Annotated in this window: 24 protein-coding genes; 11 read left to right on the top strand and 13 right to left on the bottom strand. The window is 57.0% G+C overall.

Going from position 1 to position 24539, the window contains the following annotated elements:
* Nucleotides 1–147 precede the first annotated feature (147 nt).
* Both HY010_00470 and HY010_00465 read left to right on the top strand, forming a co-directional pair.
* Nucleotides 148–1695 (top strand): insulinase family protein, encoded by a 1548-nt coding sequence (locus tag HY010_00470; GenBank protein MBI3474180.1) that lies wholly within the window; start codon nt 148–150, stop codon nt 1693–1695.
* A complete protein-coding gene (locus tag HY010_00465) occupies nt 1692–3155 on the top strand; it encodes an insulinase family protein (protein ID MBI3474179.1) in 1464 nt (487 codons plus the stop codon). The genes HY010_00470 and HY010_00465 overlap by 4 nt, the downstream gene beginning before the upstream one ends.
* Nucleotides 3156–3166: 11 nt before the next feature.
* On the opposite strand, the gene HY010_00460 is transcribed toward HY010_00465, so the two are convergent.
* The gene (locus tag HY010_00460; GenBank protein MBI3474178.1) at nt 3167–3760 is read right to left on the bottom strand and encodes a hypothetical protein; all 594 of its coding nucleotides are present in this window, start codon (nt 3758–3760) and stop codon (nt 3167–3169) included.
* Nucleotides 3761–3791: 31 nt separating this feature from the next.
* Between HY010_00460 and xerD the strand changes: the two genes are divergently transcribed.
* A complete protein-coding gene (xerD, locus tag HY010_00455; GenBank protein ID MBI3474177.1) occupies nt 3792–4796 on the top strand; it encodes a site-specific tyrosine recombinase XerD in 1005 nt (334 codons plus the stop codon).
* Nucleotides 4797–4931: 135 nt separating this feature from the next.
* Nucleotides 4932–5864 (top strand): tyrosine recombinase XerC, encoded by a 933-nt coding sequence (locus tag HY010_00450; GenBank protein MBI3474176.1) that lies wholly within the window; start codon nt 4932–4934, stop codon nt 5862–5864.
* A 65-nt stretch (nt 5865–5929) separates the two neighbouring features.
* Here HY010_00450 and HY010_00445 read toward each other — a convergent pair whose 3' ends face one another.
* Entirely contained in the window at nt 5930–6871 is a 942-nt protein-coding gene (locus tag HY010_00445) for a MotA/TolQ/ExbB proton channel family protein (protein ID MBI3474175.1), read from the bottom strand.
* Nucleotides 6872–7534: 663 nt separating this feature from the next.
* Nucleotides 7535–7963 (bottom strand): DUF4279 domain-containing protein, encoded by a 429-nt coding sequence (locus HY010_00440; protein ID MBI3474174.1) that lies wholly within the window; start codon nt 7961–7963, stop codon nt 7535–7537.
* 189 nt (nt 7964–8152) lie between these two features.
* Here HY010_00440 and HY010_00435 point away from each other — a divergent pair, with 189 nt between their 5' ends.
* From HY010_00435 to HY010_00410, 6 genes are all read left to right on the top strand, one after another.
* Nucleotides 8153–8485 carry a winged helix-turn-helix transcriptional regulator gene (locus tag HY010_00435; GenBank protein MBI3474173.1) on the top strand — a complete coding sequence of 111 codons (333 nt, stop codon included), beginning with the start codon at nt 8153–8155 and terminating at the stop codon, nt 8483–8485.
* A gap of 25 nt (nt 8486–8510) precedes the next feature.
* Nucleotides 8511–8969 (top strand): SRPBCC domain-containing protein, encoded by a 459-nt coding sequence (locus tag HY010_00430; protein MBI3474172.1) that lies wholly within the window; start codon nt 8511–8513, stop codon nt 8967–8969.
* Between the two features lie 28 nt (nt 8970–8997).
* Nucleotides 8998–9147: a hypothetical protein gene (locus HY010_00425; GenBank protein MBI3474171.1), complete on the top strand. Its 150-nt coding sequence runs from the start codon at nt 8998–9000 to the stop codon at nt 9145–9147.
* A gap of 2 nt (nt 9148–9149) precedes the next feature.
* Nucleotides 9150–9959 carry a DUF899 domain-containing protein gene (locus tag HY010_00420; GenBank protein ID MBI3474170.1) on the top strand — a complete coding sequence of 270 codons (810 nt, stop codon included), beginning with the start codon at nt 9150–9152 and terminating at the stop codon, nt 9957–9959.
* Between the two features lie 76 nt (nt 9960–10035).
* Complete coding sequence (locus tag HY010_00415; GenBank protein ID MBI3474169.1) at nt 10036–10521, top strand: DinB family protein; 486 nt, start codon at nt 10036–10038, stop codon at nt 10519–10521.
* A gap of 266 nt (nt 10522–10787) precedes the next feature.
* Complete coding sequence (locus HY010_00410; GenBank protein MBI3474168.1) at nt 10788–11708, top strand: hypothetical protein; 921 nt, start codon at nt 10788–10790, stop codon at nt 11706–11708.
* Nucleotides 11709–11794: 86 nt separating this feature from the next.
* Here the strand turns inward: HY010_00410 and HY010_00405 are convergent, their stop codons facing one another.
* The 3 genes from HY010_00405 to HY010_00395 form a co-directional block, all read right to left on the bottom strand.
* Nucleotides 11795–14128 (bottom strand): hypothetical protein, encoded by a 2334-nt coding sequence (locus tag HY010_00405; protein ID MBI3474167.1) that lies wholly within the window; start codon nt 14126–14128, stop codon nt 11795–11797.
* A gap of 355 nt (nt 14129–14483) precedes the next feature.
* Nucleotides 14484–15497 carry an alcohol dehydrogenase catalytic domain-containing protein gene (locus HY010_00400; protein ID MBI3474166.1) on the bottom strand — a complete coding sequence of 338 codons (1014 nt, stop codon included), beginning with the start codon at nt 15495–15497 and terminating at the stop codon, nt 14484–14486.
* Between the two features lie 159 nt (nt 15498–15656).
* Complete coding sequence (locus tag HY010_00395) at nt 15657–15878, bottom strand: hypothetical protein (GenBank protein MBI3474165.1); 222 nt, start codon at nt 15876–15878, stop codon at nt 15657–15659.
* 173 nt (nt 15879–16051) lie between these two features.
* Between HY010_00395 and HY010_00390 the strand changes: the two genes are divergently transcribed.
* The gene (locus tag HY010_00390; GenBank protein ID MBI3474164.1) at nt 16052–16891 is read left to right on the top strand and encodes an HAD-IB family phosphatase; all 840 of its coding nucleotides are present in this window, start codon (nt 16052–16054) and stop codon (nt 16889–16891) included.
* Nucleotides 16892–16977: 86 nt separating this feature from the next.
* Here HY010_00390 and HY010_00385 read toward each other — a convergent pair whose 3' ends face one another.
* The 7 genes from HY010_00385 to HY010_00355 all read right to left on the bottom strand — a co-directional run bounded on the left by HY010_00385 (nt 16978) and on the right by HY010_00355 (nt 24416).
* A complete protein-coding gene (locus HY010_00385) occupies nt 16978–17664 on the bottom strand; it encodes a VOC family protein (protein ID MBI3474163.1) in 687 nt (228 codons plus the stop codon).
* A gap of 20 nt (nt 17665–17684) precedes the next feature.
* Nucleotides 17685–18737: an alpha/beta hydrolase gene (locus tag HY010_00380; protein ID MBI3474162.1), complete on the bottom strand. Its 1053-nt coding sequence runs from the start codon at nt 18735–18737 to the stop codon at nt 17685–17687.
* Between the two features lie 130 nt (nt 18738–18867).
* Entirely contained in the window at nt 18868–19815 is a 948-nt protein-coding gene (locus tag HY010_00375; protein MBI3474161.1) for a redoxin domain-containing protein, read from the bottom strand.
* Between the two features lie 202 nt (nt 19816–20017).
* Nucleotides 20018–21079, bottom strand: coding sequence for a GGDEF domain-containing protein (locus HY010_00370; protein MBI3474160.1), 1062 nt, complete (start codon nt 21077–21079; stop codon nt 20018–20020).
* A 274-nt stretch (nt 21080–21353) separates the two neighbouring features.
* Nucleotides 21354–22187 carry an outer membrane protein assembly factor BamD gene (bamD, locus tag HY010_00365; protein MBI3474159.1) on the bottom strand — a complete coding sequence of 278 codons (834 nt, stop codon included), beginning with the start codon at nt 22185–22187 and terminating at the stop codon, nt 21354–21356.
* A 111-nt stretch (nt 22188–22298) separates the two neighbouring features.
* On the bottom strand, nt 22299–23021 hold the full coding sequence (pal, locus tag HY010_00360; protein ID MBI3474158.1) for a peptidoglycan-associated lipoprotein Pal: 723 nt from the start codon (nt 23019–23021) through the stop codon (nt 22299–22301).
* A gap of 93 nt (nt 23022–23114) precedes the next feature.
* A complete protein-coding gene (locus HY010_00355) occupies nt 23115–24416 on the bottom strand; it encodes a PD40 domain-containing protein (GenBank protein ID MBI3474157.1) in 1302 nt (433 codons plus the stop codon).
* Between the last annotated feature and the right edge of the window lie 123 nt (nt 24417–24539).

The raw sequence follows: 24539 nt of genomic DNA, 5'->3' as shown, positions 1-24539 counted from the left end.
TGGGGCGCGACCGCCGGCGCAACTTTCATCCCGAGCATCTAACCCATTGGCCTCTCTTACGTCTCTATAGAAGAGGTCCGGTTTGACAATTTCTTGCGCCCACAAGTACCTTCGAATTTCATCATGTTTCCAGCCGTTGGAGGTGGAATGAAGTCCCGTCACGTTCTTTTCATCACTCTCTTGTTCTGTTTTTCCTCGTTTGCATTCGGCCAGGATCTGGCATCCTTCGAAAAACGCATTACCGTGAAGAAACTTCCGAACGGCCTGACCGTCATCATCTGCGAGCGGCCCGAGGCGCCCGTCTTCTCTTTCTTCACCCACGTCGACGCAGGCTCCGTGCAGGATCCGATGGGGAAGACAGGCCTTGCGCACATGTTCGAGCACATGGCGTTCAAAGGTACCGACAAAATCGGTACGCGTGACTATGAAGGCGAGAAGAAGGCGCTCCAAAAAGTAGAAGATGCCTACGGTCCGTATATCGCCGAGCGCGATAAACGGGTAGGCCGCGATGACCAGAAGCTCAAGGCACTGGAAAAGTCCTGGAGAGACGCCATCGCCGAGGCAGACAAATTTTCCGCTCCCTATAACAACGAGTTCGGAAAGATCGTCGAGAGCGAAGGTGGCGAAGGCATGAACGCCTTCACCAATCACGACGAAACCGGATACAACTATTCCTTCCCCAGCAATCGAGTGGAACTTTGGGCGTACCTGGAGTCGGAACGATTCCTGCATCCGGTCATGCGGCAGTTCTACAAGGAACGTAACGTAGTCATCGAAGAGCGGCGTATGCGCACCGACAGCAATCCCATTGGACGATTGCTCGAGCAGTTCACGAGCGCATCGTTCGCGGCCCATCCTTACCACCGGCCAACGGTCGGTTATATGTGGGACTTGAATTCGTTTTCCGCGACGGATGCGCAGAAGTTTTTCGACAAATATTACGTCGCGTCCGACATGGTGGTCGTGCTGGTTGGAGATGTGAAGGCCTCCGAGACGATGCCGATCATCGAAAAATATTTCTCGCGGCTGCCTACCCGCCCCTCTGCTGACGAGGCCACCACCACCGAACCACCGCAAAAATCCGAGCGGCGCGTCGTTCTTCACGAACAGGCGCAGCCCATCTATATCGAGGGTTACCACCGGCCCGATTCGTACAATCCCGACGACGCCGTCTACGATGCCATCACCGACTTGATGTCGAGCGGACGAACCTCGCGCCTCTATCGCGCGCTGGTGCGCGACAAGCAGATCGCTTCCGACTCTGCAGGTTTTTCCGGCATGCCGGGCAACAAGTATCCGCACCTGTTCGCTTTCTATGCGGTGCCGATTCCAGGCCATAAGCCGCAGGAGATGGCGGACGCAATTCACGCCGAGGTAGATCGTCTGAGAAAAGAAGATATTTCCGATGAAGAATTGCGCATGATCAAGACGCGCTCGAAAGCAAATCTAATTCGCTCGCTCGGATCAAACGAAGGCCTTGCACAGAATCTTGGAACCTTCGCGGCACGCTATGGCGACTGGCGCGAGCTGTTCCGATCGGTGGATCGTATCGACAAAGTCACCAAAGCCGATATTCGGCGCATCGCCAACCAGACGTTTATTCCTGACAATCGCACCGTGGGAATTATCGAATTCGCTCCTCCGGCAGGACCGCCGCCCGGTGCGGCGCCTGTTTCTCAAGGAGGTGCCCAATGAAGAGCGCCCTGAAGATTTTTCTAGCAATAACGCTGGTCGCAGCGAGCGTTCAACTCTTCGCGCAGGCGGTGAATTGGAAAGACGTCCCCATTAAGCCACTGCCGACGTTTCATCCACCGCAGCCCAAGCGCATCGTTCTGCCCAACGGCATGGTGATCTTTCTGCAAGAAGATCATGAGTTGCCGCTCATCGATGGCATCGCGCGCATCCGCGGTGGAGGGCGTGCCGTTCCCGCCGCCAAGACCGGCATGATGGACATCTACGGCGAAGTGTGGCGGACCGGTGGCACGAAGTCGCAAACCGGCGATCAACTTGACGATTACCTCGAACAACGTGCCGCACATGTCGAAACCGGTGGCGGCATGGATTCGACGACCATCAGCTGGTCTTGCCTGAAGGGCGATCTCGGCGACGTTTTCAAAGCGTTCGTCGACCTGCTGCAGAATCCCGAATTTCGTGCTGACAAAATAGAAATTGCCCAGAAGGGGATGTACGACGCCATTTCCCGTCGGAATGACGAACCCGATGGCATCGCCGGACGTGAAGCAGCCAAACTCGCCTATGGAGCAGACAGTCCATTCGCGCGCGTTGCGGAGTATGCATCGGTTGCGGCCGTCAAGCGCGAGGATCTGGTCGAGTGGCATCACAGCTACGTTCATCCCAACAACATCATCCTGGGAGTAGTCGGCGACTTCGACTCCGCGGACATGGAAGCGCGCTTGCGCCAGGCTTTTGCAGCGTGGGCAAAAGGCCCGGCCGCGAAGGATCCCGAAGTGCCGATCACCCCCGCCAAGCCCGGCAACTACCTGGTGGAGAAGACGGACGTCAACCAGAGCAACATCTATCTGGTGGGCCTCGGAACCACGCGTAAGAATCCGGACTACTTCGCGATTTCGGTATTCAACGAAGCGTTCGGCGGCGGATTCTCCTCTCGTCTCTTCAGTGACATTCGCACCACCAAGGGACTTGCCTACGCGGTCGGCGGCGGAATCGGCACGGGATGGGATCGTCCGGGCATGCTGCGTCTGATCATGAGCACGAAAAGTCAGAGCACAGTGGAATCGATTCAGGCGCTCGACGAAGAAATTTCCGACCTGTCGCCGAAACGGCCGATTAGCGATGAAGAAATCAAACGCGCGAAAGATGCAATCCTGAATTCATTCATCTTCCGCTTTGACTCGCCGGGAAAGGTCTTGCAGGAAAAAATGGCCTACGAGTTTTACGGCTACCCGCTCGACTTCCTGGAGCGCTACCAGTCCGGCATCGAGAAGGTCACCAAGGAAGATGTCGCGCGGGTTGCGGCAAAGTACATTCACCGCGATCAGATGTCGGTCCTGGTGGTCGGCAATACCAGTGAATTCGACAAGCCCCTGTCGACTTTCGGGCCTGTCCACACAATCGACATCACGATCCCGGCGCCACCGCCGGGAATCGGAGGGGACCAGGGGCCGCAGCAGTAGCGTTACGCGGCCTACGATTGTTTCGCGGGAGCCGCTGGCGGCGTTTTGTGGGGGTTTGCATTTCCGGGCGCCGGAATGCCCAGGCCCTTATGGGGATTCGCTCCCGTCGGCGGTTTCGTCATGCTGCCGCCATGATTCGCGTCCATGCCCATGGGAAACGTGCCCGGGGAATAGCAGGTCGCGCGTCCGCTGGGCGCGATGCGCAGTTCCGCTGGACAGGGAACTGTTGCCAGTCCGCCCTCGGCTGAAGGTTGCGACTGTACGGAGAAGAGTTTTCCTTGCGCATTGCCGGCGATCGCGATGATCATCCCCGGCAACTCGTAGGCAACGTAAAAAGGTTTCTTCTGCTGCGCTCCCTGCATAACGCATTTTCCGGCCGCATCCATTTCGGGGACCGTCTGCGATTTCAGATGACCGCAGTTCGTTGCGCCGCTGCCAGCCAATTCCTGGAGTTTCTTGTCGACGGGTTCGTCTGCGCTCACCGGAGCGCTGGCGTTCGACATGTTGCTGGCGGATGAACCCGTAGCGGGAGAAGTGGGTGCGGACTTGCTGCATCCGCACAACCAGAGCAGCGCGATCAAGAGCAGGGCGTTAAGTTTAAGCATGATGGATTTATTCTAAGCCGAATCATCCGCGATGGATGTATTGAGTAGTGCTCAGCAGTTCGAGGCATCTGTTTCATTACTCCCTCGAACGTCTGACAACGCGGATACTTGGTTTGTGCCTTCTGAAGCCAATTCCCGCACGCTGTCCAGTTTTCTAGACTACCTGCGTGTGGAGCGTGGTTCCGCAAAGTTAACCATCGCCGCCTATACCAGCGACCTGTCACAGTTTGCGGAATTTCTGGAAGGCCGCCGTCAGGTTCTGAACGGGGCGCGTCGCGAAGATGTCAGGGACTTTATCCAGGAATTGTTTTCCAACCAGATCGATGGCCGGTCAGTCGGAAGAAAACTTTCCGCGATCCGCCATCTCTATCGCTACCTGCTGCTCGACGGGAAGATTGAAAAAGATCCGACGCTGAATATTGACAGCCCGAAGCAATGGAAGGTGCTGCCAAAGTCTCTCAGCCGCGACGAAGTGGAAGCGACCTTGGCATCGACGAAACCGCGCAATGACTCCCCGCGAGCGCAGGCCCTCGCGCTCCGCGATCGCGCCATGCTCGAACTTCTGTACGCCAGCGGCGTGCGTGTCTCCGAGGTGGCCGATGCCCGCCTCGAAGACCTTAAACTTGAAATGGGATACATCCTGGTACGCGGCAAGGGTGACAAAGAACGCATGGTTCCGCTCGGAGTACCCGCCCAGGAAACCTTGCAGCAGTACTTGAAGAATAGCAGGGAAGTGTTAGCGAAAAAGAAGTCATCGCCTCTCCTTTTCGTGGGAGCTGGGGCGCGCCGGCTGAGCCGCCAGCGACTTTGGCAGGTGGTTCGCAAAGCGTCCATAGGCTCCGGCCGTTCCGCGAGTCCGCACATGCTGCGACACTCCTGCGCTACCCACATGGTCGAAAATGGCGCCGACTTGCGTACCGTGCAGACCATCCTCGGCCACTCCGATATTTCAACGACGCAGGTCTACACCCATGTCGCGCTCGACCGGCTGAAGAGTGTCTATACGAAGCATCATCCTAGGGCAAAAGCGCGATGAACATGCTTCTCGGAATTGTCATCCTGAGTGAAGCGAAGGACCTGTTGTTCTCAGCAGCACACAAAATCAGGTCCTTCGCTCCGCTCAGGATGACAGCTTGTTTGGGGATTGGACATTGAGTAGCGATCATCCGCTATGAGACTGGACCGCGAACATTCGCGCACTACCGTGGAGCTGGCCACCGACTCCTTCCTACGCCATTTGCGCGAGCGCAACGCGTCGTCGCATACCATCAAGGCCTATACCGGCGATCTCGACGCATTCGCAGCCTATGTAGGCACCCGCGGATGGAAGAGTATCGACCACATTGTAATTCGCGGTTTCCTCTCGCATCTCTATGACAATGGCCTCGGTAAGACTTCGGTGGCTCGCGCCCTGGCTGCCGTACGCTCGCTCTATCGCTGGCTGGCACAGGACGGCGTCGTCGAAAGCAATCCCGCCAAACTTGTTTCTACGCCGCGGCTGTCGAAGAAGTTGCCGCGTGTTCCTACGATCGAGGAGATGAACACTGTCCTTGACGGCAAGATGCCGGAACAGGCGTCGTTCCCCGAACGCGACCGTCTTCTTCTCGAACTGCTTTACGGATGTGGCATCCGCAACTCGGAGTTGGTCGGCATCAATCTCGATGACATTCGCTTGAGTGCGGAAGCCATTCTGATCCGCGGCAAAGGGAAGAAGGAACGTTACGTTCCTTTTGGAGGATCGGCGCGCGCAGCCCTCGCAGTCTATATTCCGTGGCGACAACAGTTGCTGGTCACCCTGAAGAAAACGAACGCAGCCTTGCTCGTGAACCAGCGCGGCGGACGGCTGACAACGCGGAGCGTAGGACGAATCGTCAAGCGGATCGCTGTCGCGAAAGGCTTGTCCCCGGATGTACATCCGCATACGCTGCGCCATGCGTTTGGCACCCACATGCTTGAGGAAGGCGCTGACCTGCGAGCGATCCAGGAACTACTCGGCCATGAGCGTCTGGCGACCACGCAGCGCTACACGCAACTCTCGGTCAAGCACGTCATGAACGTGTACGACCAGACCCATCCCCGCGCAAAGGCAGTAAATAAGCGTTAGCGGCAACAACTTGCCCCACGTGCCTGCCGGGTTGGGTTGTTGGTGTAATGGCGATTTAACGCCAACTACATCGGACCAGAAAGAAACCTCAACGGTATGGCGACGCAACCAGCATTCAACGCGTCGGGCGTTATCAGGCGGACTTCGATGTTCAGAGGCTCCGTTCCCACCGTGTTCTCAGCACCGGCCACGATGTCGATCACATCTGCTACAGTCTGAAAAGAGAGTTCCTTGTCTACGAGTAGATCGAGCGTCCGGTACTCTCTCACGCTGTAAATCTCGGACAAGCGACCAGCCAAATTTCCCCAATCCTCCTCTTCGTCGTTAATGAAGAGTTTTCTTGCGTTCGTGACATGCAGCACGGTGACTCGATCATTCTGAACGTATTCGCAGCGAGTCGAAATTAAATCGATGCCGAAGCCTACTGTTCGGTGTGGGTCGAAATACGGTGTGTACAAAGCGACAAGGATTGCGAGTCCACTTGCAGCAACCAAAGAAAATGCTGGTGGGCGTGAGAATCCGCCCGTGACTGTTTGGCAACCTCGTCGTGTCTTTTCAGATTTCCTGTTTTCCAGCAGGCCTATCCAAGTGCAGAGATAGTTGTAGGAGCATATCGCTGGAACGGTCACGAGTATCGCCACAGCAGGGAGGACTAATGACTCTGCTATTCCCGACGATATACGCCTAAGAGCAGCGCTCTTTTCCATGGCGATGCCGCTGCCCATGCCGGGGGCATTCAGTATACCGAGCACCGTGCCCACGAGTCCGAGGTATGGCGCGATCGAAACAATAGCTTTGAGCGTGCGAGCTTGCGCTTTCAGGTCGCTGGATTTCCTCTGACCGGCATCAGGAAATCGATGCACAACTCCAATTATCTGTATGCGGTGGAATGCGCGGGCAACGACAAAGAGGACATAGGAAAGCATCAACACAAGCACGATGACGTCGATGCGCCTCAACCAGTCCATCGAGCGCCAGAGATACGCCACCACTCCATTCACACCCATAAGAGTGTCACAAGTGAGGACAGCCTCCGTGGTATTAACTTTTGTGGGACTTCACTAGTATAAAGACACAAAAGTATAGAGACACCAAACAGGCCGGTGGGGTTCCGTCAGATTGGTCAGACACGGTGCCCAACTGTCGTAATCAGGCGACTACACCAACAACTCTTGTTCGGCGTCGGGCGGTGAGCCACCTGGGGCGGTTGTTGGTGTAATGGCGATGTTACCCCAACAACCCGGCGAATCTAAGGGAAACGCCAGTCTTATACAGGGCGATTTGCGCTGGTGCGAAAGGCGCTCCTAAGTAGGCGAACGCCAAGGACAATGACGATTACGCCGCCCACCAAAACTAAGCACACCAGAAAGAAGCTGAAAACCGTAGCAGCGGCTTCCGAATGAAGAGCAGCAGCCACTTCGGTTTTGAGAAGTACAGTTGACACGATGGCGAGGACTGCGCCCACGACGAATGTCAGTCCAAACACAAACGCCACTACCCGTTGTCTGTAGTTTGTCGGCACCCAGTGTTTTGATCCGAAACGCGGAAGTTCCGAGTGGAAAAGGTCGGGCGGTACCTGGTCAGTCTGGCGCATCAACTTGCAAGTTTAGCCCAAGACGAATGCGCGGTACATCGTCGCAGCTGTTGGTGTAATCGCGATTTTTCAACAACTACGTCACGATGATCGAAACCCCGAAGGGAATCTCCAATTCGGTGAACATCTCTAGGGAGGTGTGTGGCACCTCGATTCCGGCAGTATCGCAATTCGAGCGGTACCCAGCGAACACATCGACGTTCAAGGATTTCTTGAGCCCCATTAGATAGCGCTTGTGTGGCTTCAGTTCTAGCCACAAAGCGTCGATGTGCCTGTGCAGCGGTTCTGATCTCTCAACTGCGGGAGTGTACGACCACATGTCCTGACGGTACGGATGACCATTGGCGCTACGTTTCTCGCCCTTCCGGTGCGAATGCGTGGGTGAGAGTCCGAGGGTGGCAGAAATCTCGTCCATGTCTGGAATCTCGCCCGAGATGCGCAAGGTTGCTGAATACGCAAAGTAGGTGTCTTCTTCGCGTTCTTTTCCCGCTAGGAACCCGCGCAAAGTTCTGAACGGTTTCTCCATAGAACACTGATGTTAGAGCAAATCAGCCTGCAATCCCAACGGACGATCCGCGATGATTGTTGCAATCAGGCGATTACACCAAATACGCGACCTGCCCCCCACGGCGCCCGGTGCAACTACTAGAAAAAGCGCTTGACATATTCCGATATAGGAATATATAAACAGCTCATGGCACGAGCCGCTACCACGTCCGATTCTTTCAACGCCGTCGCCGAACCTCGCAGGCGCGAAATTTTGAGCTACCTCGCGCTGCAGGAACGTCCAGTAGGGGACATTGTCGTGCAGCTTGGGATCGAGCAGCCCTCGGTGTCCAAGCATTTGAAGGTCCTGCGCGATGTCGGCCTTGTACGCGTTCGCCGTAGCGGCCGTCACATGCTGTATCGAACGGATGCCCATGCGATTCGTCCGTTACATGAGTGGGCCAGCACGTTCGAGCGCCTCTGGTCCCATCAATTGACGCGTGTAAAAGAGCGTGCCGAGAGCAAAGCAAAAGACATCTGATGACTTTTCATTTTGAGGAGGAAACATGGTTGTAACCGCACCAAGCATTGAACAGATGATTCTCAACGTGACCCATGAGATCCACGTCAAAGCGCCGATCGACGTGACGTTCGCAGCTCTTTTAGAGCAGATAGGCCCGGAAAATGACAAACCCGACGGCACGGCAATGCCGATGAAGATCGAAGCGTGGCCGGGCGGACGGTGGTTCCGAGACCTGGGCGGCGACAACGGCCATTGCTGGGGAACCGTGCAAGCGATCAAGCGTCCTACGCTGCTGGAAATCTCCGGGCCCCTGTTCATGTCCTATCCGGTTGTTTCGAACTTGCAGTACCTCCTCTCGGAGGAGAACGGTGGAACGTTGATCAAGTTTCATCATTCGGCGCTGGGACTGATCCAGGAAGCCCATCGGGAAGGTGTCAACAAAGGCTGGACGCACATGCACGAAAGCGTTCGCAAGCGAGCGGAAGGGAAGCGTTCCCGCTGAAGGGCGATTTTCCATCGAGGAAGAATTCATGTGTCCAGAATGCTTGCCCAGTGCGGCGTTGATGATCAGCGGCGTGATGTCGACCGGCGGCCTCACCGCTCTGATCGTGAAGATCGTCCGGCCGAAGAAGGCAGATGAAGAGAGAGATTCGCAGAACAGACTTTCAAAGGAGAAATGAGTATGACTACCGCGACGATTAAACGAGAAGTACCGACCGTCGTGCCGCCGGCAGAATGGCTGGCCGCACGCAAGGATCTGCTTAAGAAGGAAAAACAGTTGACGCTCCTGCGCGACGAACTCAGCAAGCAACGCCGCGAACTGCCATGGGAAAAAGTAGAGAAGCCATATGTCTTCGAGGGGGCGAAGGGGAAAGAGACCCTCGCCGACCTGTTCGGTGGCAAGAGCCAGTTGATCATCTATCACTTCATGTTCGGTCCGGGCTGGAAAGAAGGGTGTCCCAGTTGCTCGTTCATTGCCGACAACTTCGATGGAGCGATCCCGCACCTGGCGGCGCGCGACACGACACTACTGGCGGTTTCCCGCGCGACCCTGCCCGAGATCGATGCCTTCAAAAAGCGCATGGGATGGCGCTTTAAGTGGATGTCTTCCTTCGGAAGCGATTTCAACTCTGACTATCACGTCTCGTTCTCGAAAGAGGAGATGGCGAAAGGAACGGCGTACTACAACTATGCCGCGAGCGGATTTCCCTCCGAGGAAGGTCCGGGAGCGAGCGTGTTCTACAAGAACGCAGCGGGTGAGATCTTCCACACGTATTCCGTCTACGCGCGTGGACTCGATCCCATGCTGGTCGCCTACCAATATATCGACCTGACGCCCAAGGGCCGGGACGAGGAAGGGTTGCCTCATCCAATGGCATGGGTGCGACACCATGACCGATACAGTGAAAGCAATCTCGTCGACGTGAAGCAACTCTCTCAAGCCCCGGCCAAGACTCAGGACTCGTGTTGCTCGGACAAGGAATCCGCCTGATGGTCCGGTCACGACGAATTAATAAAAGCGAAAGCATTGCCCAGGAGAAGACGGTATGACAGCAGCAACGGAATCGATGCTGGATGAATTTCGCGAAGAGGCCGCGATTACCAAGCGGATCCTCGATCGCGTACCGGCAAACAAACTGGCCTGGAAGCCTCATCAGAAATCAATGTCTCTAGGCCAGTTAGCGATGCACATCGCCAAAGTTCCCGGGGACCTCGCAAAACTTCTGCAAGTGGATGAATTCGATGCCTCGCAGGCCAATTTTGATCCGCCTGGACCGAAGGAGTTGGCCGAAATTCATGCGGCGTTCGAGCAGAGCGTCCGCGACGCCGAGGCCTTCCTCAACGGCATGAGCGACGACGCGGCGCAGACGAACTGGCGCCTGGTTGTGCGTGGTAAGCCAGCTTTTCAAATGCCTCGCATCAAAGTAGCGCGGTCTATCATGATGAACCACTGGTATCACCATCGCGGTCAGCTGTCGGTCTATCTCCGCCTGCTGGACGTTCCCGTTCCTGTGATCTACGGTCGGAGCGCCGACGAGAACCCGTTTGCCTGAAGCAAGCTCCTTAGTTTAGATGAGGGCGGGAGGGCACGACTTCAGTCGTGCCGTAAGGGTGGCCACTGAAGGCGGCTTCAGCCGCTGGGGGCGTGTCCGCTTCGGCCCATCCCCCTCTTCATTACTTGCGTAACTTTGTCTGGACTCCAAGGTGCCTCAACATGAAACGAGAGGGAGGCGTGTCAGTCTCCCGGCGGTTTATCCGGAAGGTCGCCCCCCAGACCGAATCCCGCCAAGTTTCATAAACGTCCAAACAAGGTTCCTTGATGAGCAAAGTCACAAAAGAACTCGTTCTCCTGCTGTCCTTGTTTCTGATTGCGGCGACACTGCAGTTCTTCGCGGACTCGCTGCCCATGGTGCTGTGTTTCTATTTTCTTCCCGCCATCTATTCCGCTTATTTCTTTGGACGCCGCCACGCCACTCTGACCGCATTTGCTTGCGTTTTCGTGGTCGTGCTGCTGAACTTCGTGAACAACATGATGCCGGCCCACCGCACGCTGGTTCTGCCGGGAGAGCGCCTCTTCAACTTCGCTATCTGGGCGGGCATGCTGGCGGTCACCAGCTACGTGATGGGCACGCTCTACGAACGCAAGCAGGCGATGACCAACGACATCCGCGAAAGCTTCAGCGGACTTCTGGTCGTCCTGCAGCATTTTCTCGAAAACGAACGCTTCACGCAGGGTGAGAACCAGCGCGTCTTGGACATCGTGACCCGCATGGCGAACGTCATGGGCATGGGGTCGGACCGCATTGACATGTTGCGTTCTGCGATCCTGTTGCGTGATTTGAGTTCGCTCGGTATCAGTCACGACATGCTCTACAAAGCCGCCGACGTCACGCGCCAGGAAATCGTTGCCAGTTTTCGCAAGAATCGCAAGGCGGATCCTCGCGCCCATGCGATGGGTGGATCCTTGCGTCGCGTGATTCCGATCATCGTCGCGGAACAGATCCTCGAAGAACAAGGCGCGCGCGCGGTCAATGTGCCGATCGAAGCGCACATTCTTGCCGTGGCCGACATGTATCTGCGCCTGACCTCTGCGAAAGATGGGAAGGCCATGACATCCGACGAAGCTCAGGGCATGATCGCGGCAGCGTCCGGTGAAAAATTCCAGAGCGGAGTCGTCGATGCCTTCGCAAAAGTCTGCAACGAAGGCGTACGCGCCGTGGGTGCAAGCGCCGGCGCTTAGTCCGTACGAGAGATCGCCATCCCAAAAATCATCGAGCCGGCCCTGACTTCAGGACCGGCTCGAATTGTTTGGCGACTGATCTTCTGTTACTGCACCGCGAAGATCAAATCGTCGTGATCGTTGAACGAGCCTGCCGTGCAGGAAGAAGCGCTTCCCTGGTAGCGGAATTGAGCGCGCACCGCCTGCAACGTGCCCGTCGGAAGTGTGAAGGTTCGCGAAATCGTCTGCGCGCCGGCCGCCGTCGGAGTAATCGTTCCGATCAGAGTCCACGTCGGACTATTCGCATTGGCTGCGGAGTACAGGTCAAGATGGTCGTTCGTGAATCCGCTCCATGCCCACACGGTCGCGTTCACCGTGGCCGTTGCTCCGTGCGTCAGATTGCCGCTGGTCGCGGAAATGGAAAGACGGTCGTTCGATTCATCCGAATGGAACGTGCCCGAATTGCCGTCTGCACACGTGCTGTTAATCGTGTTCGGACGGTTGACTTCATTCCCGCCAGTCATCGTGCCTCGTCCCAACAGGAGCGTTGGACCCGAGTCGCACGATGTTCCCACCGTCGCGCACTTCGGTGCCTTCAGGACCGAATCGAACACCGCGGTTTGCGCACCTCCTCCACCGGATGAGGTCACCGTGAGCGCGATGGTTGCATTGTGGCTGAGCGTCCCCGAGGTTCCGTTGACAGTGACATTGACGGTGCCCGTCGTTGCCGTGCCCGAAGCAGTCAACGTCAAGGTTGAAGTTGCGCTGCTATTGGCCGGGGGAGTGACCGGGTTCGACGAGAATGCCGCCGTGACGCCCGTCGGCAAGCCGGAGGCGCTGAGCGTGGTTGCACTGTTGAAGCCGGCAAGACTGGTGATGGTGATCGTGCTGGTACCATTCCCACCTTGCGGGATGCTCAAGGTAGACGGCGCCGCGCCAATCGAAAAGTCCGGAGTCTGGACACCGCCGCAAGTTGGGAACTTGAAGTTCGCAATTCGCGTCGCCCAATTAAAGCTGCCGGTCGTTTTCATGTATTCGGTGGTGAACCAGAACGTGCAATCATCCACCGGATCAACCGTCATGGCACTGTAGTCGCCCCAGCGGCTCAAGCTTCCGGTCTGGGATCCTCCGCCGGTGACGACGTTCACCTCCGCTTCCATCGTGCCAGAGGGGTCGGTCGGGACTCGCCCCGTATAGCGAACTGACGGACGAATCGTGCTGCTGGACACGCTGTAACCCACCGCCATGTCTCCCGATTGATCCATTGCGATGCTGCCCATCCAGCGATAGCTCGCGTCCGGAGCAAACGTGCCTTGCTGTGCCAGTACCGGCGTTCCGCTGGGATTCTGAATTTCGTACCAGCGCACGCCGCCGCCGCCGGTGATCGCGACCGAATGGTTCGTGACCAGCGACTCATGGTTGCCTAGATTGCGGTATGCCAGCCGGTACATCATGCGATCGGCAAGTGAATCCAGCCGCTGTGTTGTACTCGGTTGCACAACGCAGGTTCCGCCGTTGCAGAGTGGCGTGAACGCTGCCACCGGGATTACCGCCGGACCGGTGAAACTTGAGTTTCCCGGAGTTGTGAAATCGGCGTGGAACTTAAACAGGTTCAGGTTATTGGTTCCGAAGTACACCACGTAGTTCGGCGATCCGGCTGGTGGAGCGGTGGTGCCATCGAGATCGCTCGGCAACATGCCGCCCACCGAGGATCCTTGCTGGAAGCAGATTTGATTGGCTGCCGATCCACTCAACATGGCCGCACGGTTGTACGCGCAGACATCGCCGCCAACGAAGGTGTTGCCGTTAAACATGTTGAAGGTTTCGTAGTAGCCGTCCGGCCACACGCCCATCTTGGGATAGTCATCAAAGTTGTTGTACTGGAAGCTGTAGCGGTTATAGGTGCCGGTTGCATCGGACGTCGTCGAGACAGCCACGCATTGCAGAAACGGCGTGGTCGAAACTGAGAACTGGCTGAAGACCCAGCGCTGCGCCAGCTTGTCATACAGCACCACCGGATCGCCGTCATTGTTGGTCTGGCAGCCTCCGCCGAATCCTGCCCACAGAGTATTGCCTGCGGTGGGACCGGCGACGAGTGCGCCTGTACTCTTGTTGAAGATCGCGAAGGAGGAATTCACCCATTGCACGTACTGGGTCGCGCCGACTGCGCCGTTCGTGTCCGGAGGAGCGCTGTTAACGGTGAACCCGTATTGAGCTTGCCCCAAGCCTTCAAAACTGGTGCCGACCACCGGTGTGAAAGGAACCATCGTCTGTTGTCGGACCGAGTCTTCTACTTGCCCTTGTGCTTCCAGGCCTGGAGGAAGTGGAATCCGCCGAGCCGGCTCCGCTTCATGACGCGCCAGCGAGGGCGGTGGCATCAGTTTGATCATTTCCCGCAATGGCGGCGAAACGTCGCGTTGTACTTCCCGGCGAACCGTCATTCGGGATTGCGCGAATCCCGATACACAGCAGCACAACAATAGGCTTGCCACGACCATGGCATGTCTGAGGGAGGGTGCACTCTTTCCGACCATTTCGTTCTCCTTACGTGATTTGTGAATGAACTCCAGGCCCTGTGCCGGATGGGAAGGCACATGACGGTTCTCGAAGAATCCCCACGTGACCGCTAGGCACAAATGGAACTACTACGCACAATAGTAGAAAAATCAATCAAATGTCGAGTGTCTAGTTGGGAATTATCAGTAGGAAGTGCGGAAAAATCCCCACCGAACGGTCGGTGGGGATAGGAGGTCGAACATGGCCGTTGCGCCTGATCTTGGGCGGGGAGGATGCAGGTTACATCGTCAGGACGACCCGGAACCGGGCCCGTCCACTCATCATCTGTTCAAATCCCTCAGCCGCCTTTTCCAGCGGGTACCGTTCAATCATCGGACGCACTCCGGTCTGTGCGCTGAAGGCGAGGGTATCCTCGGAGTCCATGGCCGTACCGGACGGCCATCCCTGAACCGTCTTGCGTCCCGGAATCAGTTGCAAGGGACTGACAGTGAGAGGCTCGGGAGCGGCTCCAATCACAAGCAACTCTCCGCCCGGAGCGAGCCCGTCCACCATCGCTGAAATCGACTTCGAATCCGGCGCAGTAGCGAGAATAAGGCGAGCGCCGCCTAGCTTCTGAAGTGCCGCCGCGGGATCGCCAGCTGCTGTGTCAATGTAGATGCTGGCGCCCAGTTTGCGAGCGAGCGCCTCCTTGTCGGCGCCGCGTCCGATTGCAACCGTACGGAAACCCATCTGGTGAGCGTATTGGATCCCGAGATGCCCGAGGCCTCCAATGCCTTGCACCGCGACCAGCGCGCCCGCGCGTGCCCCGGCATTGCGCAAGGAATTGAATACCGTGATCCCGGCACACATCAGCGGAGCAGCGTCAGCGGCATCCAGATCATCGGGCATGGCCGCCACCGCTTCCGCGGGAGCGATCATGTACTCGGCGTAGCCGCCGTCAAAATGAATGGCAGTAATTTTTTCGTTGCGACAGAGAACGAAATCGCCGCGCCGGCAAAATTCACAGGTGAAACAGTGTCCGCCATGCCACCCGACCCCGACGCGCTGTCCAGGCTTCCAGTTGGTCACATCAGCGCCGACCGCATCGATGCGCCCGGCGATTTCGTGTCCGGGCACCCTGGGATATTGAATGCCAGGCCATAGTCCCGCTTTCACGAGTACATCGCTATGGCAGACGCCGCAGGCTTCTACCTTGATTCGAACCTGCGCGCGGCCGGGATCGGGAATCGGGCGCTCCACCAGTTCAAAATTGCCGCCGGGTTTTCCGACTTGCACTGCTTTCATGCTGGGCATTTTGTATTCCTTGAATTTAGGGAGTTGTAAGAGAACGAAAACGCAGTTCATCAGATGAGGCAGGAGCAGGCGAAGTCGCAGGCATTGCGCGTTTGACGAAGAAAAAAATTCGATGTAGAGCCGCGGCTTGCCGCGTTTCATGCGCGCGCGGGAAAGTATTTACGCGCTCTTCTTCTCGAACTCTCCCTCGAACGAATGTTCCGGACCCGCTGCCGGTTCCGGAAAATCCGAATCCGCCCCTTCCGCCATGGGATGAACATTGCGATGCGAAAGCTGGCCATTCATCGAATTGTTCCCAGCCTGATCGCGCTCGTCGGGTTCGAGCGAACCCTTGCCTCGGTCGGAATCGTTCTTGAGATGATCGGCCGCGTGTCCGGACATGGATGAACTCCTAGGAATGCGAATTAAGTACGACTTTCTTACAGCGCAAGCCTACGCTCGTCCACCTTTTGGAACAACCCCTGAAGTCCCGATCTTTGTCCGTAACTTCCTGTAATCATAGCGATATGGAAATTTAATAGTCGATTCATGGCCCGCGGAATCTAAAATAGTCCATGCCCAAGAAGCATTTGAAACGCTATTTGTTCGCCAGTGACTTCGATCAGACGCTGACCTTCAACGATACCGGTTACGTCTTGAGTGAACTGGTTGGTATTTCCGTGGAAGAGTTCGAACGCAAGATCAAGGGAATGACCAAGCTGAACCTTGTGCAGCAGGGCGCTGAACTGTCATACCTGCTGTTGCACGACCCGGAATTCCGCCGACGCGTCCGCAAAGAGCACCTGCTTGAAGTCGGCAAGCGGATTCGCCTGAAAGAAAATATCAAACAGGTCTACGAAATCCTGGACCGGAAGATTGACGGCTTTCACTTCGACTTTTACGTCCTGTCCGCGGCGCCCGTGGAAGTGATCAAGTCCGCGCTCGAAGGGATTGTTCCCGAAGATCACATCTTTGGCACCGAGTTCAAATACACCGCCACCGGCGAGATCGATACCCTGGTGCGCGCCACCGCCGGATACGGGAAAGTCGCGCGCCTCGACCAACTGCAAGAAGATCTAAGTATCGCAGCCGACCATGTGGTGTATGTCGGCGATGGCAGTTCCGATATTCACGTAATGTTGCACGTCAACCGGCGCGACGGTTTTACTATTGCAGTATCCGAGTCGAAGCACGTTGCCCAGATTGCCAAGCGAACTGTCCTCAGCGACAACGCCCTGGCGGTGCTGGTGCCAATCCTCGAACAGATTGCAGGGTGGCAACGGCCGCGCATTCGACAGCTGTTCGAGTCCTACGGCTTCCTCATTCAGGATTGGGATCGCGTGCAAACCGACTGGATCACTTTGCGTCCATCCGGCGCGGAAGTCGGACAGCCTGCGGCGGTGGACGCAGGCTGAAGCCGATAGGCTACAGGGACTAAAGCACCCTGTTCGCTTACCCCAGTCGCCGACATTCCGCGCTCACTATTCCACACACTGCGCACTCACTGCGGCGGCTCTTTGCCGTTCTGTTCGGTCACCATGTATTCGGCGTACCAGTCAGGCCAGTTCTGGTCGGCCTGGCCTGTGCGCGCTTCGTGCCGTCCGTGGGCGGCGGCCGCGCGCCGCATCGCGCTTGCGAGATCATTTGCGGACGCGAAGGTCGTGGCCGCGGGGTCGAGGCGGCCGGGCATCCGGTTTGTGACTTCCTGAAACAACCAGCCGTTGCCATCCGGATCGTGGAACGACGCGAACGAGCGATAGCTCGCGTGATCAGGCTCCGGACCAGTGACACGGAGATGGCCAAACAAGAAAGGTTCGTCCGTGCCGGCGAACTGGCCGGGGGCGGCATGGAACGCCTCGCTGACCTCGACGCCGCGACTGAGCAACTCGGTGCGTGCAGCAGCGATTTCCGAGACGATCAGGTACAGACCCTGGGCGGAGCCAGGCGCCGCGTCAGTGACGCCCCTGCCGAAAATGATCGAGCATCCGGAGCCGGGCGGCGTGAACTGGATGATGCGAAAGTTTTGGCCGCTGTCGTAGTCGGCATCGAGCCGCCACCCCAGCCGCGCATAGAACTCCTTGGCTCGGTCGACATCGGATACCGGGATGACGACGATTTCGAACTTCATATCGAGTTTCGTAACACTGGTCTGGTCGTTGCTGCGGATTTCAGCCTGCGTAGTTGCCATGTTCTTTCCTCCTGGGTAAGTCAAAAACCATCCACATCAATAACAGCTTTTGCAAAAGCGTCGGGTGCCTCTTGAGGCAGATTGTGCCCAATTCCACCCGTGATGAGTCTGTGCTCATACCTTCCCGAGAATTTCTTAGCATAGGAGCTGGCATCCGCGTGTGGTGCGCCATTGGCCTCACCCTCGAGAGTAATGCTGGGGACCTTTATCGCCGGGCCTTTTGCAAGACGCTTTTCCAGGTCGTCATACTTCGCTTCGCCTTCCGCCAAATCCAGCCTCCAGCGATAGTTGTGGATCACAATAGCGACGTGGTCTGCGTTGTCGAACGACGTGGCGCTCCGATCAAACGTGGGATCGTCAAAGTTCCATTTCGGCGACGCGAGCCCCCAAATGAGTTTGGCAAAGTCGCGCCGGTACTTTTCATATCCAGCCCGTCCGCGTTCCGAGGCGAAATAGTATTGATACCACCATTGGAACTCGGCCTTCGGAGGTAACGGCACCTTGCCGGCTTCCTGGTTGCCAATTAAATAGCCGCTGACGCAGACCAGTGCTTTGCACCGTTCAGGCCAGAGCGCACCCACGATAGCTGCAGTCCGAGCGCCCCAGTCGAAGCCGCCGAATATTGCCGCCCGTATCTTGAGAGCGTCCATCAACTCAATAACATCAACGGCGAGCGCTGCTGGCTGGCCGTTTCGGAAAGTCTCGCTGGCAAGAAAGCGAGTTGTGCCGTAGCCCCGCAGGTAGGGAACAATCACGCGATAACCCGCGGAGACCAACAACGGCACAACGTCGAGAAAGCTGTGAATATCGTAGGGCCAACCATGCAGCAGGACTACCGCACGACCATTCGCGGGGCCAGCTTCGGCGTATCCGACGTTAAGAAGGCCTGCATCCACTTGCTTCAACGGGCCAAATGAGGCGTTCGCGCCTGGCTTCATCCGTCCCACATCGTTTTGAGGTACGGCGGCGGGTTGGGCGATCGCAGAGCTGAGGGCGGCGAATTCGGCCGCAGCCAGGGCGATAGCTGACTTCTGCAAAAACTTTCGGCGATCATGATCGATTTCAAATGACACTTGTTTCCCTCGTTCAGAACAGGTGTTGTGACCAACAACTATGAATCAGGATTGCTGCGCCGCTTCCTCTACCCAGCTTCGGGAGCGGCAACGCTGACAGCAACCGGCGTGCGTGCTTTACTCACTATCCTCAGGGGCCGAAGGTGAACACATAGGCCCGCACACCGGGATCACTAGCGACCAGAGTGAGGACGTGCCTTGCCCGGGGCGCTCTTGCAACCAGTCGGACCATTCCTGCACGATCGAATCGCGCCACTCCATCAGGCCCAACGTCGGCCCCGCGCGATTCGCCGACTGGGTTTCCGTCGAGCAAAACCGTCACCTCGGACTTTCCTGACGTTCCCGGTTGCATGACCAGGTTTACCTCACCGGCGGCGAAGGGAAGCACGATTTTCCCGGTGCCCTTCCGGAGTTCGACATATTGGCCTGCGCTCCGCCAATCGCCTTCGGTGCTCACCGTTCCGGGCTCGCGCCGGTCATTGCCAATATAGGTTTCTTCGGTGATTCCGGCATAAGACGGCTCACCAGCCTTCGCAAACGCCGTCGCTTCTGGACTGAGCGGGGGCAGTTCGATCCCAGGGTTTGCGGCAAGCAAGAGTCGCCGGATCTCTTTCTCGATCTCCTGATAGCTTCCTTCTCCCAACCACCGCTTTACCAGCTTCCCCTGCGCGTCGAAGAGGTACTTCGCTGGCCAGGCGTTGTTGTCCAAAGATCGCCAGATGGAAAAATCATTATCAATGGCAATCGGATAAGTGAGCCCATGATCGAGAATCCCACGATCGATATTCTCAGCATGCTTGCCGAACTCGAACTCGGGTGCATGCACGCCAATCACGACCAGGCCGGACTTGGCATAATCGCGGTTCCACGCCTTCACGTAAGGCGCGGTCCGGATCCAGTTCACGCACGTGTATTCCCAGATGTCGATCAGAACCACTTTGCCGCGCAGATTTTCCGCGGTGAGGGGAGGCGAATTCACCCAGCGCTCTGCCTTCAGGGACGGAATTTTGCCAGCGGCGCTGGCAAGTCTTGGGCCGACGATGACGGCGAGGAACAACAACAGCAATATTGTTCTCATGACAATCCACCTCCTCAACTGGATTGAGTTGGTTTACGCTGCGCGATTGTTTGGATCCGGCCCCAGAGATCTGTTTGTAGACTGCAATGACTCTCTCACGAAGGACTCGTGGAAGTCTCCCCAAGATGCAATATTTCTTCTGCCGGGGCTGTTTGGAAGGCGGGTAGCCTCGATTGGGTGATCGGAATCCTGGCAGACGACGCTACGATTTTCCCTTACGATTCGCTTGCTTGTCCTTGTACATGGCTGCGTCGGCTTCCTTCAGCACGTCCTGCATGCTGGTTCCGGGACGCCATTGCGCCAGGCCAACCGATGCCGAGACCTGCACGTCCCGTGTTTCTTTTCCTTGTCCGGTTTGAATGGTGTACTTGCCACAGACCCACTTCTGAATTCTTTCCAGATGAGACTTGGCGCCGGCCAAATTGCAGGCCAGCACCACGATAAACTCGTCTCCACCCCAGCGGCCGACCAGATCGTTGGCGCGGATATTCGATTCCAGTTCCTTGGCAAACTGCACGAGTAGATCGTCGCCGGCGGCGTGTCCATGCGAGTCGTTGATCTGTTTGAATCCGTTCAGGTCGAGCATTACGACACAGAAAATCTCGTTCTGCATGATCAGCCATTCCATGCGCGCCTCAATGCTGCGCCGGTTGGCAACGCTGGTCAGCGTGTCCTTCAATGCGAGGTGTTCGACCGCTTTGAGTTTGGTCTGATAGTTCGTAACCTCAGCCCGGAGTTGCGTCACCGAATCCTCACTGTCCCGCGCCATCTGATCGACACAGCTTTTCAATTCGGTCGCGCGCTGCATCAGGGACGACCGGATTTGCGTGAGATCGTCGAGGTTGGCAATCGCTCTGAGTCTCGTCGTCAGGTCGCTGAACTGGGCCGTGTAGCGTTGATCGCGTTCGCCCACGGACTCCGCCGTCTTAGCCAGAACGATCAGGAGTTCTTTGACTTCGTCGGATTTGGCCTGGAAATGTTTCGCAGTGCCCGTGCCCCATTGCTCCAATTTGTCGGTGACTTGCTTTTCCGTCTTCTTAACACTGTCGGCCGTTGGCTCACTGGTCAGTTGCTGCTCTATTTTCTCGAGAGAAACCTGCAGTTCGGCGCCCACCACAGGGCAAGCTTTCACCGCACTCTTTCCCATCGAGCGCAAGGCAGAACAATATAGCTCCATGACCGCTGGAAGCAGTTCGCCGCCTTCCGGTTTTTCGGCGAGGCGTTCGGTGGCGTCCATCTCCAGATACTTCTTCAGGGAAATCAACCGTGCGTTCTCCTGGGTCGGTATCCTGCTGCCGGCAGTGGACGGAAGACGGGGAAGTACCCGCTGCTCATTCGCAGGACCCTTGAAGTTTTGATGGTTCGTGCCAACACATCAAAAGGCAGGCGAGACTCGTACGCAACCAGCCCGGCATATCTCCGCTTGCCCTATCGGTAATTTCGGGCCGGAACTTTAGCGCCAGAGGCGCAACAGCCCTTCATTTGCGTAGGGATATCCGTGGGTCACCACGATAGTCGCTGGTCGGTGAGAGAAATTCTCAGCGGGACTTTGGCGTCCCGCCCGCTTTGCGCAGCCGTTCCCGTGCCTGCGTCGCTTCGTTCGTCTTCGGATAACGCTGGATCACATGACGCAGTTCCTGCGTCCCTTCGTCCTCTTTGCCCGATTCCAGCAGGGCAAAGCCCTTCTTCAGTTGCGCGGCGGCCGCCTTGTTTCCACTGGGAAAGTTCTGCAGGACCAGATCGTATTGTTCAATCGCTTTCGGAAAATTCCCCGCGCGGTACTGCATTTCCGCCAGGTAAAAGTAAGCATTCCCCGCCAGATCGGTATTGGGATAGAACTTGATGTAGTCGTTCAATTCCTGCGAAGCCAGATCCGCCTTGCCACCGTTGTAGTCGCGCAAGGCATTGTTGTAGAGGACGTCCGGCGGCGGGGCCGCTGCCATCGCTTGCGCCTGTTGTTGCTGCTGCGCCTGGTTGGCCGCGAGCGACTGCTGTGCCGACTGCATATCTTCCAGTTGCTTGCTCACCTTCGCCAGCCGGACTTTGATTTCGTCCATGGTGTCGTTCAGTGCCTGTACCTGGCCTGAGATCTGGTCCACTTGCGCGCCGCGATCCTGCTGCTGCTTGGTGATCAGCGCCTGCAGATCCTTCAAGCTGACATTCACCTTGTTAGCGACGTCAGTATTCTGCTCGACCAGGTTCTTCATCACGCCCATGCGCTCATTGAAGGACTGCGTCATCTGCGTCATCTGCTGCTGCAGTTGATCGACTTGCGTCTGCAGTTGGATGATTTCTTTGCTGGCGCCATACGCCGGCGTATAGGCAAGGGTAAGAATCAGGACGAGGACAGGGAAGATGCGATTTGATTTCATAGTCAACCTATTGGATGTAAAACCCTCCGGCGACGGCTAGTTGGTTGGGCTTAGAAATAAGGGCGGCCGTAGCCGCCCCGTGAGAGTAGCGCCAGCAACTTGCCACGTTTGTTACTGTTCGTAAACGAAGTGCCCGCGGCGATTTTGCTGCCAGCAGGAATCGTTCGATTCAGTGCAGAACGGCTTTTCCTTGCCGTAGCTGATCGTCTTGATGCGATCGCCGCCCACTCCACCTTGCACGAGCGCGTTCTTGACTGCGTCCGCACGATTTGTTCCCAGCGCGAGGTTGTATTCCGTCGAACCGCGCTCGTCGCAGTGTCCTTCAATCGTGATGTGGATATTCGGATGCTGTTGCAGGAACTGCGCGTCCGCCTGCAAAGCTGCCTGTTGATCCGCGCGAATGTCCGCCTTGTCGTACTCGAAGTAAATATCCTTCACGCTCTGCGCGAACAGTTGTTGTTCGGTCAGAGATGGAGGGGGTGGTGGCGGAGGCGGAGGTGCGTTCACAGTAACCCGAGCGGTCGCGTCTTGCGTTCCGCCGGTGCCTTTTGCGCTCAGGCGATAAGTTGTGGAGTCGGCGGGTGTGACTGATTTGGAGCCGCTTGTCTCGACTGGACCGATCCCGTCAATGCTGACCTCGGTGGCGTTCGTGGTCTGCCATGTCAGCGTGGTCGACTGGCCCTTGTCGATCGTATTCGGATTCGCCGACAGGGAAGCCGTCGGTGCAGCCGGTGCGGGAGGGGGTGGCGGCGGTGGTGGCGCAACTTTCTTTTTGCAGGCGCCCACGAAAAGAATGATGCTCAGCATGAATACCAGCGTCAAAAATCGTCTCATCGAGTGCTTCACCTCGTTAATAAAATTCTATGCTCGTGCTCTGCGGGGTGCAACGATCACCGCAACAGAAGCCCCGTTGCTAAACAGGTTCCCCTACTTCCAACTCCAGTTGGGCTGCGAGTTGTTGCCGCTGAACGTCAACTGCTTCACATTCGTGCCGTCGGCCAGCATGGAAAAAATCTGATCGGTGCCGGTGCGATGCGACTGGAAAACGATGTGCCTGCCATCCGGAGACCAGCACGGAGAATCGTTACGGCCTGCATCGTGGGTGAGCTGCACCCACTGTTTACTGGCGATATCCATCAAGTAGAGATCGTTCGATCCCGGTTCGCCAGGACCGTATTTGCGCATCCATGAAAACGTCAGGAACTGCCCGTTAGGCGCCCAGTTTGGCGATACCGCATACCCCTGGTCAGTGAGACGCTGCACATTGGTGCCATCCGCTTCCATGGTGTAAATCTGCGGCAATCCCGTGCGCCCGCTGACAAATGCGATCTGTGCCCCAGTCTTACGATTCCACGTTGGCGAAACGTCAGGTCCCTGGCCGGATGTAAGGCGCTTCGAATTTCCGCCCGCCGCGTCCACCACGAAAATATTGGGATAGCCGTTGCGCGAAGAGGATAGCGCCAGTTTGCTGCCGTCCGGCGACCATGATGGCGAGAGGTTCATTCCACCAAACCGCGTGAAACTCACCATCCGGTTCAGTTCCAGCGAATACATCATGATTTCCCAGCCGCTTTTGAGCACCGAACTGAAGGCGAGGCGCGATCCGTCCGGCGCGATCCGTGGAGAAAGCGAGATCGATCCAAGATGCGTGACCGCGTGCTGGTTGGCGCCGTCGTAGTCCATCACCCAGATTTCTTTACTACCGCCGCGGCTGCTCACGAAATAGATCTTGCTTTCGGCGATACCCGCGATTCCCCCACCCAATCGGAAGATGATTTCATCCGCAAACTTGTGCGCGATGACGCGGACGGCATCCGTTGTCGCATTGTCGTTGTACTGCTTGCCCAGTACCTGCGGAGAAGTTGAAGTGCTCTTAACGTCATAGAGCCAGCCCTGAACCTGAACCTTGTCCGACGTCACGCCCAGGTTGCCGAACGCCAGCATCGACGCATTCGGTGGAGGAGAACCCCAATCCCTCGCATTGAGTTCGGTCGGTTGTCCCGGGACGGATACCGGGTAGAAGCTCTTCGAGACCAGGTCGAAGATGCCCGCATTATCGAGATCGCTGAACAGAGTGTCGTTGAACGTCTTCAGCAGGTCGGTGTTCTTGGGATCCTGCGTAGCAGGCTTGAAGTCGGATGCCGCCAGCCGAACCTTCTCCACGCCCAGGCCAGTGCCGGTCTTGATCCAATCTTGTGCAAAGGCGCTCGCCGCGAAGAGAAGCAGCATCGCGATCGCGACGAAAGGGAACCGGCCATTGTGCTGAGCAAATTTCCTCAATTTATTCTCCTGTGTTTCTTTCGCCCCTTTGGGGCTTCTAGATTTCTTGGGAGCCCACCCACGGCTTGCGCC

This window comes from Acidobacteriota bacterium (assembly GCA_016196065.1).
Classification (GTDB): domain Bacteria; phylum Acidobacteriota; class Terriglobia; order Terriglobales; family Acidobacteriaceae; genus Acidiflorens.
Note: the sequence above shows the minus strand (reverse complement) of the source record. Positions and strands in the feature narration are given on the sequence as shown.

Coding starts and splice junctions, on each gene's coding strand:
- HY010_00470 (MBI3474180.1), top strand. CDS start 148: ATGAAGTCCCGTCACGTTCTTTTCATCACTCTCTTGTTCTGTTTTTCC.
- HY010_00465 (MBI3474179.1), top strand. CDS start 1,692: ATGAAGAGCGCCCTGAAGATTTTTCTAGCAATAACGCTGGTCGCAGCG.
- HY010_00460 (MBI3474178.1), bottom strand. CDS start 3,760: ATGCTTAAACTTAACGCCCTGCTCTTGATCGCGCTGCTCTGGTTGTGC.
- xerD (MBI3474177.1), top strand. CDS start 3,792: ATGGATGTATTGAGTAGTGCTCAGCAGTTCGAGGCATCTGTTTCATTA.
- HY010_00450 (MBI3474176.1), top strand. CDS start 4,932: ATGAGACTGGACCGCGAACATTCGCGCACTACCGTGGAGCTGGCCACC.
- HY010_00445 (MBI3474175.1), bottom strand. CDS start 6,871: ATGGGTGTGAATGGAGTGGTGGCGTATCTCTGGCGCTCGATGGACTGG.
- HY010_00435 (MBI3474173.1), top strand. CDS start 8,153: ATGGCACGAGCCGCTACCACGTCCGATTCTTTCAACGCCGTCGCCGAA.
- HY010_00430 (MBI3474172.1), top strand. CDS start 8,511: ATGGTTGTAACCGCACCAAGCATTGAACAGATGATTCTCAACGTGACC.
- HY010_00425 (MBI3474171.1), top strand. CDS start 8,998: ATGTGTCCAGAATGCTTGCCCAGTGCGGCGTTGATGATCAGCGGCGTG.
- HY010_00420 (MBI3474170.1), top strand. CDS start 9,150: ATGACTACCGCGACGATTAAACGAGAAGTACCGACCGTCGTGCCGCCG.
- HY010_00415 (MBI3474169.1), top strand. CDS start 10,036: ATGCTGGATGAATTTCGCGAAGAGGCCGCGATTACCAAGCGGATCCTC.
- HY010_00410 (MBI3474168.1), top strand. CDS start 10,788: ATGAGCAAAGTCACAAAAGAACTCGTTCTCCTGCTGTCCTTGTTTCTG.
- HY010_00405 (MBI3474167.1), bottom strand. CDS start 14,128: ATGACGGTTCGCCGGGAAGTACAACGCGACGTTTCGCCGCCATTGCGG.
- HY010_00400 (MBI3474166.1), bottom strand. CDS start 15,497: ATGCCCAGCATGAAAGCAGTGCAAGTCGGAAAACCCGGCGGCAATTTT.
- HY010_00395 (MBI3474165.1), bottom strand. CDS start 15,878: ATGTCCGGACACGCGGCCGATCATCTCAAGAACGATTCCGACCGAGGC.
- HY010_00390 (MBI3474164.1), top strand. CDS start 16,052: ATGCCCAAGAAGCATTTGAAACGCTATTTGTTCGCCAGTGACTTCGAT.
- HY010_00385 (MBI3474163.1), bottom strand. CDS start 17,664: ATGGCAACTACGCAGGCTGAAATCCGCAGCAACGACCAGACCAGTGTT.
- HY010_00375 (MBI3474161.1), bottom strand. CDS start 19,815: ATGAGAACAATATTGCTGTTGTTGTTCCTCGCCGTCATCGTCGGCCCA.
- bamD (MBI3474159.1), bottom strand. CDS start 22,187: ATGAAATCAAATCGCATCTTCCCTGTCCTCGTCCTGATTCTTACCCTT.
- pal (MBI3474158.1), bottom strand. CDS start 23,021: ATGAGACGATTTTTGACGCTGGTATTCATGCTGAGCATCATTCTTTTC.
- HY010_00355 (MBI3474157.1), bottom strand. CDS start 24,416: ATGCTGCTTCTCTTCGCGGCGAGCGCCTTTGCACAAGATTGGATCAAG.